We start from the raw sequence: 13079 nt of genomic DNA, 5'->3' as shown, positions 1-13079 counted from the left end.
TCCCGAGCAGCCGGCCACTGACAGACTGCATATTGCGGAACATCTCAGTGTATGCGAGTTGAGGGTTACGTCAGAAGCCGCAGCAAATGAGCGGCTTCCATACCGCCAAAGCTATAAGCAGGCGTTTCCATGGGGCTCAACTCGGCCGCTCCAGCGGCAATCGCGCCATCCGCCGTCAATTTATACTTCGCTCAGTGATCCCTTCGTCCGGCATGCTTGATTGGTACGCCTTCCTGCAGCGTCAGCCGCTGCCGGCAGCGTCCATGGAAAATCTCGCCGAGCTTAGGCAAAGACCCGTTCTGGTCACCGGTGCCGCAGGATCCATTGGCTCAGGGGTTGTCTCCCGGCTGGCGCACGCTGGCGTCGAACTCATTCTCCTCGATTCCTCCGAGGCCGGCCTCTACGAGCTTCAACCTTCGCTTCCATCATGGGGCAGCCACACCTCCTACCTCGGCAACGTCGCCGATCGTGAACTCCTCGCAGAGATCTTCGCAAGACACAGACCGGCCACGGTCATTCACACAGCGGCCTTCAAACACGTGCCCATGCTGGAAGAGCAGCCCCTCTCCGCGATCGCCAACAACGTCGTCGGAACAGCGGCGCTAGCCGATGCCGCAGTCGAGCACGGCGCTCGCATCCTGCTGCTCTCCACCGACAAAGCCGTCGCTCCACGCTCCGTCATGGGCGCGACAAAACATGTCGCGGAGAAGATCGTCCTCGCTTCCAACGGAGTTGTGGTTCGGCTTGCGAACGTGCTCGGCTCTCGCGGGAGCGTCAGCGAAGTCTTCGCGCAACAGATCGCTGCCGGCCGGCCTCTCACCGTAACAGACAGCGCCGCAGAACGCTATTTCCTCACGCTTGCGGAAGCCGTGGAGTTGCTTGTCTCTGCGGCATCGTCGCCGGACCGAGCCTCCATCATCATCCCTCTGCTCACCAGGGCCCATCGCATCGCAGACCTCGCCTCCTTTATGGCAAAGGCCCTCGCGCCGGAACGCAACATCGCTATCGAGTTCACCGGCCTTCGCATCGGCGAAAAGATGTCAGAGCAGCTTTGGGCCGATGACGAAATCGCGAATGGCGACCCTGCTTCCGGAATCGTTCGTATCGCGGCGGCAACCACTGCGCGTCGCTCAATACATCACCAGTTGCAATCTGTTAAGGACAGCCTGAAGACACGCGACGTCAAAGCGGCTCTGCACTCACTGACCGAGCTGGTCCCCGCTTACGAGCCCAGCCCAGCCGTGCTTGCCCTGGCAAACACTTCGGCGGTTCTTCATGGGTAAGCAAGCCGATGGCCGCAGAAGAATCGCCGTCGTCACCACCTCGCGCGCCGACTTCAGCCATCTCTACTGGCCCTTGCGCGAACTTCAAGAGCATCCATCCATTGACCTCGGGGTCTTCGCCCTCGGACCGCATCTTGCCCCGCAGTACGGCAACACCATTGCCGAGATCGAGCGCAACGGATTCCCCATCAAAGCCGGCATTGAGTGCCTCCTCAATTCGGACACGGACACCGGCATGGCAAAGACGATCGGAATCGCCATCCAGTCTTTGTCCGACGCATTGACTGCCTGGCGTCCAGACCTCCTCCTCCTCATCGCCGACCGCTACGAAATGCTGGCCCCCGCAAGCGTAGCCGTCGCCATGCGCATCCCAATCGCGCACATCGAAGGCGGCGAGGTAAGCCAGGGCGCCATCGACGACCAGGTCCGCAACGCAATCACGAAGCTGGCCCACGTCCACTTCACTTCGACCAATACCGCTCGCCGCCGCGTGATCGCCATGTGCGAGGAACCATGGCGCGTGCATCACGCCGGCGCTCCCTCTCTTGATCATTTGAAGAGATCGAAGCTCCTTCGCCGCGCCGATCTGCAGTCCAAGCTGCGTCTGAAGTTGGCCAAACCAAGCATCCTGGTCGCCTGGCACCCAGTCACCATTCTCAAGAACACGAATGCTGAAGCCGACGCCCTCTTTACGGCACTGGAAAAAGCACCAGGCCAGCTGATCTTCGTCTATCCCAACACGGACGCAGGCAGCCACGCGCTCATCGATCGCACGCGAGCGCTGGTCTCATCCCGCGCTGACGCACATCTCTTCGTCAACCTCGATGCTGTGACCTACTGGAGCCTCCTCGGTCAGGTCGATGCGATGATCGGCAACTCCTCCAGCGGCATCATGGAAGCCGCGTCATTCGCGCTCCCTGTAGTCAACGTCGGCATGCGCCAGCAGGGCCGCGAGCGCGGCCGCAACGTCATCGACTCGCGCGCCGACACGAGCGAGATTCTCAGCTCTCTCAAAAAAGCGATGAACCTGTCGTTTCGAGCAGGGCTCCGCGGAATGCAGAACCCTTACGGCAGCGGCACGGCCTCGAAAACCATCGTCAGGGTGCTCGCCTCTGTTCCGCTCCGCAAGTTGCTGGTAAAAGCGCCCGCGCCGATACCGAGGTCCATTCGCTAGATGATTCCCCTCTCCAGTCCCGACATCACAGAAGCTGAGATCGCCGCAGTCACAGCCGTGCTCCGAACCCCGCAGCTCTGCATGGGCCCCGAACTTGACGCGTTTGAGAAGGCCATGGCTGAATACCACTCCGTCCCGCACGCCGTTGCTGTCAGCAGCGGAACGGCCGGCTTGCAGATGGCCCTCCTCACGCTCGCCATCGGCGCAGGCCATGAAGTCATCGTGCCCTCCTTCGCTTTTATTGCCGTTGCGAACGCAGTTGCGCAGGTTGGCGCCACCCCGGTTTTCGCCGATGTCGACGAGCTGACTCTCAACCTGACTCCCGAAAGCGTCAAAAAGGTGATCACGCCACGCACCCGCGCGATCATCGCCGTCCACACGTTTGGAATTCCGGCCGACATGATCGGTCTGCGCGAGCTGGCGTCGGCGCACAACCTGGTCATTATTGAGGACGCCTGCGAGGCCATCGGAGCGAAGATCGGAGACAAGCGCGCCGGAGCCTTCGGGGACCTCTCGATCTTCGGCTTCTACCCCAACAAGCAGATCACCACTGGCGAGGGAGGAGCCGTCCTGGCGCACTCTCAAATCCATGCCCAGCGCCTTGAGCAACTGCGCAATCAGGGACGAGCACGCCAGCCCCACCCTGCAAACTCTCCAGACCTTCCCGGCACTTGGGACATCGGATTCAATTACCGCCTCTCCGACATTGCATGTGCACTGGGCAGAGTGCAATTGCAGCGCATCGACGAGATCCTCTCCAAGCGCCGCCAGGCTGCGGAACGCTACCATCGCCTGCTCGAAGGCATCAATGCGATTGAACTGCCGCCCATCGCCTTGCCCGGAATCGAGATCAGCTGGTTTGTGTACGTCATTCGCCTCGGAGTCGGAGTCGATAGGACCCGCTTGAGAGAATGTCTTGCGGCCGATGGAGTAGCGACCGCAACCTACTTTGAGCCGATTCATCAGCAGCCGGCATGGAGCCGGTTCAATCGTCAACCGATGCCCGTCGCAGAGTCCGTGGGGCCGCGCACCCTGGCTCTGCCTTTCTTCACCAGGATCACCGAGGAAGAGCAGCAGGAAGTGGCAACCAGCCTGCGTCAGGCTCTCCTCCAGAGGTAACTTCCACCCCACCCTCTCCCGCCGGGGTCTACAACCTTATTCACAATTTTTCAAACCTGAAACAACCTTCTCATCCGTCGCAGGCATCCTTGTTCTGTGTGGGCATGTGCCAATGGGCGCAGGCCGCCTCCTCACAAAAGACTTTCACGCGCCCAGCATTCTCCTTTCAGCCCAGACTCTTGCCTCACCGGACCTTCAACGCAGTTGAGGCATCCCTTTCGGCTTATTTCCTCGCTGTTCTCGGTTCCTCTCGTTTGTTCAACTCTCAACCGACATGAAGAGCAGGTTCCTATGGTGGTCAAAACGCAAAGCAAAGGTCACGGAGTGACCGGGTTGCACGTCGGCTCCGGCAACGTGCGCCGATACTTCCCGAAGGGTACGAAGAACATTGAACTCCAGCTTGGGCATCTCCGCATTCAGTGCGGACTCAAGCCCGATTTCTGGCAGGGCCAGCCGGAAATCTACGACCCAAGGCTCTGCGCCTGGCTGGAATCGAAAAATCATGGAACGGCAAATCGCACCGTGCCCATGGCAATGATTCCCTCCGGCGAGAATTCATTTCAGCTGCAGCCGGTTTCGGCACTCCCCCGCCCCCGCGGCAAGGTGTCTCCGGTTTCAGCTGCGTAGTTCCGGGCCCTATTCTCCTCGCACACGGCGCCAATCAGCACTTGGCGCCGTTCTTGTTTTAGACGTGGAATCGTTGCCACTCTCCTCAGCTTGAACCTTCGTGAGTCCACTGCCTCCGATAAACTCGATGCAGACATGGAAACCCTTCAGCTTGAACAGGCTATTGAGGCTCACTTTGCCGCGGGAGCAGCCGCCAGCTCCGACCCGGCTGCAATGGCGGCCTTCCTTGAACTCCGCGACGCTCTCGAGCAAGGCGTCGTGCGTTCCGCCTCTCCCGACCCTCAATCCCCCACCGGCTGGCGTGTCAACGCCTGGGTGAAAAAAGGGATCCTGTTGGGCTTCCGGCTCGGCGCCTTACACGACCTCACCGGGGCCGGCCTCTCCTTCGTCGACAAGCACACCTACCCCGTCCGGCTGTTTACCGCAGAAGATGGCGTACGCGTTGTCCCCGGTGGCTCCTCCATCAGAGCCGGAGCTTACGTCGCCCGAGGCGTCGTCTGCATGCCTCCCATGTACATTAACGCCGGCGCATGGGTAGACGAAGGAACAATGGTCGACTCGCACGCCCTGGTCGGCTCTTGCGCGCAGATCGGCAGGCGTGTGCACCTCAGCGCGGCAGCCCAAATCGGCGGCGTACTCGAGCCCATCAACGCCAGCCCCGTCATCATCGAGGACGACGCCATGGTGGGCGGCAACTGCGGCGTCTATGAAGGAACCATCGTGCGCTCTGGCGCAGTCCTCGCCCCCGGCACGATCCTGACCCGTGGCACGCCCGTCTTCGACCTCGTCAAAGGCAAGACGCTCCGCGCTACACCAGAATCCCCGCTCATCATCCCCGAGAAGGCAGTCGTCGTTCCTGGTTCCCGCGCCATCGGCTCTGGAAAGGGCCATCCAAACGCGCAGAGCTGGGGCCTCTCGCTCTACGCTCCGGTCATCGTCAAGTACCGCGACGAGAAGACTGACCTGAGCACCACGCTCGAAGATCTGCTCCGGTAAACCGGATGGTTTCGCATCCTTCCAAGGTCATCCGCTTCGGCGTAATCGGCCCTGGCCGTGCCGCCGCGCGGTTTGCCCAGGGCATGACAGCAGTTCAGCACGCGGAGATCGCGGCGGTGTGGGGCCGCAACGCCGAACGCGCCGCGAACTATGCCGAACGCTTTCTCGTTCCAACAGTAGCCCCGACGCTCGCTGCCCTGCTCTCGTCTGAGCTCGACGCCATCTACGTCGCAACCCATCCCGACACCCACGCGGATCTCTGCATCGCCGCGCTCCAGGCTGGCAAGCACGTCCTCTGCGAAAAGCCGGCAGCGCTGAACGTCGCACAGGTTCAGCACGTCATCGCCGCCGCCCGACGGCACAACCGGCTCTTCATGGAAGCGATGAAGCCGCCCTTCTTCCCGCTTTATCGCCGGCTGCGCGAGCACCTCGACACAGACCCCATTGGCCCAGTCGGTTTCGTCCGTGCCGGACACTGCGACTCCTCCATCGGGCCGGACTACCCCCTACATTTCCCCGAACTCGGCGGCGGCGGCATTCTCGGCATCGGTCCCTACGAAGCCTTCCTCGCCCTCGACTGGCTCGGACCGCTCAAGCGCCTCCAAACCATGGGTCGCGTCAGTACGGCAGGAGTCGACACTTTCGCCATCTTCCAATCCGAACATGAGCGCGGAATGGCCCAGCTCCACACCGGCATCGACTTGCTCAGCCACGGAGATGCACTCCTATCCGCTCCCCGCGGCTACGTCATCCTGCACGCCAACTGGTGGAATCCCGCACGCGCTACGGTGCACTACGTCGACGGCCGCATGGTCGAACTCGAAGAGTCCTACACTGCAGGCGGCTTCAACTACGAGACCGAACACTTCTGCGACCTCCTGCGCCAGGGCCACATGGAAAGCCACGTCATCCCGCACTCCATGTCCCTCGGAATGGCCCATCTCCTTCAACAAGCCCGCCGAGCCCTCGGCGTCCGCTTCCCCGCCGAGGAATGATTCCGCACCGCATCCAGCCTCCACAGCCGCTCACGCTCACTACTCACCATCCCTGTCCCTCGTCCCCTCGTCCCCTTGTTCCCTTATTCCCTAGTCCCTGTCCTTCCAGGCATACCCCCCACCCCAGCTATCATCTAAACGAACTCGCGGACGGGAAAGGACATACGCCATGCGCAAAGTTCTCATCGCCATCGCCGTTATCGTGGTTGTCATCATTGCCGGAGCAGCCATCTTCGTTGCCACATTCGATGTCAATCGATATCGCGGCACGATCCAGGCCCAGCTTCAGCAGCATCTCGGCCGCCCCGTTCAACTCGGCGACATGCATCTTAAGCTCTTCCCGCCCAGCATCACCGTGCAGAACCTCGCCATCGCCGACGATCCGCGCTTCAGCACTGACGCGCCGTTCGTTAAAGCCAGCGAACTCGACGTGGCCGTCAAGCTCCTGCCGTTACTGCATAAAGACGTCGAGATTCAATCCCTCAATCTCCAGCAGCCCACCGTCAATCTCATCAAAAACAAAGCCGGCCAGTGGAACTTCGCCTCCATCGGCTCTGGATCCAAGTCATCATCTTCGCAGTCGTCGAATCAACAGTTCTCCCTCGGCGATCTCGTCATTAAAGACGGTGAAATCTCCCTCCTCGACCAGACCCAGAGCAGCACGCCCACTCTCTACAACCACATCGACGTCAAGCTCTCCGACTTCTCGCCCAGCACTCCCTTCAACGTCGACGCAACCGTTCACATGGCCGGAGCGGGCGAACAGGCCATTACCCTTCAGGGCAAGGGCGGCCCCATCAACGCGCAAGACGCGACTCTCACGCCCTTCCACGGCACCCTCCAGCTCAAGAACGTCGGCGTCAGCGACTTCACTAAGTTCCTCAACTCGCCGGCAACAGCCGGCACCGACGGCGTACTCACCGGCGAAACCAAAATCGATAGCGAAGGCGGGAAAGTCACCGCCAACGGCCAGACCAGCATCGACAAGGCCAAAGTCCGCGGTATGGAACTCGGCTTCCCCGTCTCGGCCCAATACGATCTCACCGACGACATGCCAAACGGCGCGATCACCATACGCAACCTCACCACTAAGCTGGGCTCCACTCCCATCGATCTCAACGGAACCGCGCAGACCAAATCCACGCCAGCCCACATCGACATAAACCTTCGCGCCAACAACGTCTCCGTCGCCGAAGCCGCCAAGTACGCAGCCGCCGCGGGCATGGCCCTCACCCCAGGCACCACCGTCACCGGCACCGTCAATGCCAACATCCACGCCGTCGGATCAGCAGACAAGCCTGCTCTCAGCGGGACCGTTTCCGCAGCCAACCTCCAGGCGAGCGGCAAGGACCTGCCCCAGCCCGTCCAGATCCAGTCCATCAACCTGAATCTCACGCCGTCGCAGATCCAGTCGAACCCATTCACCATCATCTCCGGCCAGACCAGCGCCAACGCGCAGCTCACCATGCGCAACTACACCGCGCCCTCCGCTACCGTCGACGCCACGCTCAAAGCCGCCAACGCTCAGCTCCCCGCCATTCTCGCCATGGCCAAGGCCTACGGCGTCAAATCGCTCGACAAGGTCACCGGCCAGGGAACACTGAATCTGGACATGCATGCTTCCGGCGCCGTGAAGTCCCTTACCGCTGAAGAAATCGAGCGCACCCTCAACGGCACCGTCAACGTAAACTTCAACAACGTGAAATACTCCGGCGCCAACATGAGCAGCGAGCTCAGCAAGATCGCCGGCTTCCTGCGACCCGGCTCTTCGCAGAACACCTCCGGCATGACCACCATCTCCAAGATGACCGGCAACATCAACGTCCGTGACGGCATCGCCGAAACCAAGGACCTTCAGGCCACGCTCGACATCGGCAACGTTGGCCTCGCCGGAACCGCCAACCTCGCGACCGAAGCCCTCAACATGCGTGCCACTGCCGTCATCGCACAGAACGTCAGCCAGCAGGTGGGCGGTCAGCAAATCGGCGGATTCATGAAGACGGCCCTCGCCAACAACCAGGGTGAGCTCGTCATTCCCGCCATCATCACCGGCACCTTCTCCAACCCGCACTTCCAGCCCGACGTCCAGCAGCTGGCGCAGATGCGGCTCAAGGGCCTGATCCCCAACATGAACAACCCCACTTCCATCACGGGCGCACTGGGCGGCTTGTTGGGCGGCAAAGTTCCCGGCCAGACAACAACCCAGCAGCCGTCTCAGCAGCAATCTCCTGCCGGCGCTGCCCAGCAGATCCTCGGCGGCCTCTTCGGTAAGAAAAAGCAGACCACGCCACCCAAGCCGTAGACGCAGAAGAGGGATGCGATCACTTCAGTTCGCTGCGATCACCTAACTGGGTCCTGTCCTGGGCAACTCTCTCCCACGAGGGCGCATCTGTTGCATTAAGCACAAAGTGTAAGCCAGTGACCACCCCAGTAATCAGCCCTTCCCTTGTTCCTCCGCAAGCCCCGCTTCCGATTGATGACGATCGCACGCGCATGCTCCAGATCGCGAAGGTGGCGCTTTCCTGCGCCAAGATGTGCGCCTGGGACTGGGACATCCAGCAGAACAAAACCATCTACTTCGGAGATCCAATCGCGATTTTCGGCGGCGAACCGGATGCCGAATACGTCACTGGCTTCCGATCTCACGTCCACCCCGCTGACATAGACAGCGTGGAAACGAAAATTCAGGCTCTCTGCCTCAGCAAAACAGTCGAGTACGAGGACGAGTTCCGCGTCCTTCATGCTGATGGCTCAACGCGCTGGATCTACGCGCGCGGCAAATTCTCCTACGACCCTGCCGGAACGCCCATCAATCTCCTCGGCGTTAACGTAGACATCTCGGAGCACAAAGCCCGCGATCAGAAGCTGGATGAGGCTCGCTCCGCAATACTCGCCCAGCACACCATGCTCGACACCATCATCAACAACATCCCGGTGATGATCTGCTACATGCGCGAGCCCGGCAAAGTGCAGTGGGTCAACCGCGCGTGGACCAGCACGATCGGCTGGTCCCCGGAAGAGAACAACGGTGACACCGCGGCCCTTCTGTATCCGGATCCGGAAGAACTCGCCAAGGTGCGCTCACTGATCGCTGAAGCGGACGGCGAAGCCCGCGATTTCAAAACCCGAACCAAGTCCGGCGACATCATCGACACCAAGTGGCTCAATGTAGCCCTACCCGATGGCACCAACATCGGCATCGGCCGCGATGTCACAGCCGAGAACAAGGCCGCCAGGGAACTCCGGGACGTCGAACTCCGCTTCCAGGCCCTGAGCGAAAACATCCCGCAGATGGTCTGGATTACCGACCCCGCGGGCGCAACGCTCTATCAGAATGGTCGCTGGTACGCGTATACCGGGCAGACCCCGGAACACGGGTTGGGCTTTAACTGGCGCGAATTCATCCACCCCGACGACTTCGAACCCAACCAACGTCTCTGGGAACAGGCCAACCAGAACGGCGTCGACTACGAGAATGAACTCCGGATCCGCGGCCGAGACGGCGAGTATCGCTGGTTCCTCGTCCGGGGAACGCCTATCCGCGGCGAAGACGGTGCGATTCAATACTGGTTCGGCACCAACACCGACATCACCGAAAAGAAACTCGCTCAGGAAGCTTTGCTTCGCGCCGAAAAGCTCGCCGTAGCAGGTCGCTTCGCAGCCACCGTCGCCCACGAGGTCAACAACCCGCTCACAGCCGTCACCAACATCCACTACGTGCTGTCGCTCACCGAAAACCTCCCCGAAAACGTCCGAGAACTCCTCCACACCGCCGACAACGAACTCCGGCGCGTCTCGCACATCCTTCGCCAGACCCTCGCCTTTTATCGCGAGAACTCCCCCAAGGAACACGTCCGGCTCCTGCCCCTCATGGACGAAGTCCTCGCCATCTTCGGTCGCCGCCTCGAGAGCCGCTCCATCCGGCTCGAACTCGACATCCCCGCCGGCATTCAGTTCCTCGGGTCTTCAGGTGAGATCAGGCAGGTGCTTTGTAATCTCGTCGGCAACGCGCTTGACGCCTCCAGCCACGGCGATCGCATCGTAGTCCGCGCGCGCAGAATCTCCACGGACGACTCCCGATCGCGCATCAACATCTCCGTCGCCGACAGCGGCTCCGGCATCGCGCGCGAAAACCTCAAAAAGATCTTCGAGCCCTTCTTCACTTCGAAGGTGGGCGTAGGCACAGGCCTCGGGCTCTGGGTCAGCAAGCAACTTGTCGAACGCAACGCCGGCACTATCCGCGTACGCTCCCGGGTCGGCCAGGGTACCGTCTTCCGCCTCTCCTTCCCGCAAGGCGAGAGTTCCTTGTAACAAGGGCACGGCCTCAGCGAGGCTAATTGGGCCTCAGCCTCTGTGTCGCACGCAAAAATCTTCAATCCCATGACAGTTTCTCCCTCCCAATTGCGCCTTGAGGGTAGATGCCCGGCTCAGCGTGCGCGAACCTGCCTCCCTTGCCGGTATCCCCCAATCGCAACCGGGAGGAGATCACTTCATGAAGAAACATCTCAGCATCAAGTTTGCTCTAGCCTCTGCCGTCGCAGTCGCCATTGCCATTGCAGCATCCACAGCCCCGTCGGAAGTCGCCAACGCGCAATCCGGGCGCGACTCACGTGTCGAAATCGGCCTCGCCGCTGCGCCCGTTCCGCTCAATATGGCCAACAAGAACCCCGCCCTCGTGGGTCTCGGCAGCTACTTCGTCAACGTAGTCGGCGACTGCAATGGCTGCCACTCCGCCGGCCCGCCCACCCAGTACGCCAAGGGCGGCAATCCCTACATGAACCAGCCCAAACAGGTGAACCCCAAAACCTATCTGGGCGGCGGCAGAGACTTCGGCGCACTCATACCCAACTCAGCGCACATCATCTCCCGCAACCTCACACCCGACGCGAGCGGCCTTCCGATCGGCGGCGACACCTTCGACCATTTCGTCGAGGTGATCCGCACCGGCATGGACCCCGACCATCTTCATCCGCCCTGCACCGGTGCGCCGAATGCAAACTGCATTCCCGCACCCTTCGACGGCAACCTGCTCCAGGTCATGCCCTGGCCCAACCTGAAAGACCTCTCGGAACACGACCTGCGCGCCATCTACGAATACCTCAGCGCCGTTCCCTGCGTTCAGGGCAACTACCCCAACGAACCCGCCAACCGCTGCAACTAATCCTGACTCTTGGCATTTAGCGACTCGCACCAACGTAAAGAGGCGCCCGTCTATCGGCGCCTCTTTGCTTACGTCTTTGCTACTGGCTACCGACTACAAGCTACCGGCTCTCGTTACGTCTGCTGCCCCTGCGGCGCCACCAGCTGGTGCGCAATCGCAAACAGCGCCAGCTCCAGTCTTGTCGAAACCCCTGTCTTATCGAAGATATTCGACAAGTGCCGCTTCACCGTCTCCTCGCTCAGCGAGAACTGCTTGGCGATATCGCGGTTGCTGCAGCCTTCCACGATGCAGCCCACCACATCCAGTTCGCGCGGCGTCAGCCCGTACGTCTTCCGCTGCGGAGGCTGGGCCTGCCGCATCAGGTCGTGAAGAGCCGAAACCAGGTTCACCACGCGCTTGCCGCCGATCCAGTAGTCGCCGGCATATACCGTCCGGATCGCCGTGTGCAGCGCACCCGCCAGCGCATCCTTCAGCACGATGCCGCGCGCCCCGATGTGCAGCGCCTCGATAATCTGCTGCGTCGTAATCGTCGAGGTAAGCAGGATGATCTTCACCGTCGGCGAGCCGTTCATGATCGCCCGCATGGCCTCGAGGCCCGGCAGGCGCGGCATTTGCACGTCGAGAAGAAGAATGTCCGGAGTCTGCTCCAGAGTCTGGGTGATGGCCTCATCGCCATCATCGGCTTCGCCCACTACTTCGAAGCCGTCGCGCTCCGTCAGCATGTTGCGGACGCCGATGCGAACTACAGGATGATCGTCGGCCAGTACGATGCGGATTGGCTGTTCCACGAGAGCGCTAAACCTCCGATAGGCCCAAAACTAACAAGCAGGCAACCGAAGTGGCCCGCATACATATATCTCACGCTCCTGCGCAAACACCAAACACCTCTCGTAACCTACGCAGGAAATTCCTTTTCAAGCATACGCTCCAGTCTTTGCGTAGCCATGTATAACTGGTCAACCGCCGTTGCACAGTTATCCAGTTGGTCACTCTTCGACTCCAGCGTTGCACCTATACGCGCCGCCTGCATCGCCCCTGCCATGCCGCAGCCCCCCTTGATAGCATGCCCCAGCCGCCTTACTTCCTCAGAGTTACCCTCAGTAATCGCCTTTTCCAGAACACCTTGTCTCTTATGTAAGTCGCTCACCACCGCCGCATAAATCTCCCGAATCGTTGCCTCCGTCATCAGCTGGCGGAACTGCGCCAGCGTTTCAGGATTGATCACAGGATCGGCATCCTCCACGATCTGTGGGTGCTTCGGCTTGTGCTCCCCGATAACTCGCGCCAGATCCTCCGGCCCGAAAGGTTTCAGCAGAAACCCGTCTGCTTCCTTAACGAGTTCATCGGCAGGCTGGCTCCCGCTGATGAGGATGATCTCCGCATCGCAGCCCTCGCGAAGCTTCCTGATCAATTCGGTTCCCTTGATTCCGGGCAGTTGCGCATCCATCAGCACCACACCCGGCTCCACCACTCCTGCCCCCAGCAACTCCAGCGCGCTGTCGCCCGTCTCAGCCGTGTGCACCAGGTGCCCGTGCAGCGTCAGGACCGTGGCGATTACTTCACGGCTGATGAGATCATCATCAATCAGAAAAACCGTAGCTAATTCGTGCTTCTCGCCAATCCCGAGCATAACTTCTTGCCTGCTATATCCCGGGCCACCTTTGATCGCGGGTGCCCCATCCTAAACGCGCCTTTTGCGTTTAGGGTGGGATTCAAGGAAGCCC

At 60.9% G+C, this 13079-nt stretch carries 11 protein-coding genes; 9 read left to right on the top strand and 2 right to left on the bottom strand.

The window, feature by feature from the left end:
- Nucleotides 1-86: 86 nt before the first annotated feature.
- The 9 genes from DHV10_RS18600 to DHV10_RS18560 all read left to right on the top strand — a co-directional run bounded on the left by DHV10_RS18600 (nucleotide 87) and on the right by DHV10_RS18560 (nucleotide 11355).
- Nucleotides 87-1283, top strand: a complete 1197-nt coding sequence (locus DHV10_RS18600) for a polysaccharide biosynthesis protein (protein ID WP_109487898.1) — start codon at nucleotides 87-89, stop codon at nucleotides 1281-1283.
- Complete coding sequence (gene neuC, locus DHV10_RS18595) at nucleotides 1276-2457, top strand: UDP-N-acetylglucosamine 2-epimerase (protein WP_109487897.1); 1182 nt, start codon at nucleotides 1276-1278, stop codon at nucleotides 2455-2457. The genes DHV10_RS18600 and neuC overlap by 8 nt, the downstream gene beginning before the upstream one ends.
- On the top strand, nucleotides 2458-3576 hold the full coding sequence (locus DHV10_RS18590) for a DegT/DnrJ/EryC1/StrS family aminotransferase (RefSeq protein WP_109487896.1): 1119 nt from the start codon (nucleotides 2458-2460) through the stop codon (nucleotides 3574-3576).
- Nucleotides 3577-3867: 291 nt separating this feature from the next.
- Nucleotides 3868-4203, top strand: coding sequence for a hypothetical protein (locus tag DHV10_RS18585; RefSeq protein WP_109487895.1), 336 nt, complete (start codon nucleotides 3868-3870; stop codon nucleotides 4201-4203).
- A gap of 135 nt (nucleotides 4204-4338) precedes the next feature.
- Nucleotides 4339-5199, top strand: coding sequence for a 2,3,4,5-tetrahydropyridine-2,6-dicarboxylate N-succinyltransferase (locus DHV10_RS18580; RefSeq protein WP_109487894.1), 861 nt, complete (start codon nucleotides 4339-4341; stop codon nucleotides 5197-5199).
- A gap of 5 nt (nucleotides 5200-5204) precedes the next feature.
- Nucleotides 5205-6194 carry a Gfo/Idh/MocA family protein gene (locus tag DHV10_RS18575; protein WP_109487893.1) on the top strand — a complete coding sequence of 330 codons (990 nt, stop codon included), beginning with the start codon at nucleotides 5205-5207 and terminating at the stop codon, nucleotides 6192-6194.
- A 97-nt stretch (nucleotides 6195-6291) separates the two neighbouring features.
- A complete protein-coding gene (locus DHV10_RS18570; RefSeq protein ID WP_476703843.1) occupies nucleotides 6292-8496 on the top strand; it encodes an AsmA family protein in 2205 nt (734 codons plus the stop codon).
- Nucleotides 8497-8687: 191 nt separating this feature from the next.
- Complete coding sequence (locus DHV10_RS18565) at nucleotides 8688-10505, top strand: PAS domain-containing sensor histidine kinase (protein ID WP_204101467.1); 1818 nt, start codon at nucleotides 8688-8690, stop codon at nucleotides 10503-10505.
- A 181-nt stretch (nucleotides 10506-10686) separates the two neighbouring features.
- A complete protein-coding gene (locus tag DHV10_RS18560) occupies nucleotides 10687-11355 on the top strand; it encodes a hypothetical protein (RefSeq protein WP_109487890.1) in 669 nt (222 codons plus the stop codon).
- Between the two features lie 113 nt (nucleotides 11356-11468).
- On the opposite strand, the gene DHV10_RS18555 is transcribed toward DHV10_RS18560, so the two are convergent.
- Both DHV10_RS18555 and DHV10_RS18550 read right to left on the bottom strand, forming a co-directional pair.
- Nucleotides 11469-12143, bottom strand: a complete 675-nt coding sequence (locus DHV10_RS18555; RefSeq protein ID WP_239461914.1) for a response regulator transcription factor — start codon at nucleotides 12141-12143, stop codon at nucleotides 11469-11471.
- Between the two features lie 107 nt (nucleotides 12144-12250).
- Nucleotides 12251-12985: a response regulator gene (locus DHV10_RS18550; RefSeq protein WP_109487889.1), complete on the bottom strand. Its 735-nt coding sequence runs from the start codon at nucleotides 12983-12985 to the stop codon at nucleotides 12251-12253.
- Nucleotides 12986-13079 lie beyond the last annotated feature (94 nt).

Source organism: Occallatibacter savannae, from assembly GCF_003131205.1.
GTDB lineage: Bacteria > Acidobacteriota > Terriglobia > Terriglobales > Acidobacteriaceae > Telmatobacter > Telmatobacter savannae.
Note: the sequence above shows the minus strand (reverse complement) of the source record. Positions and strands in the feature narration are given on the sequence as shown.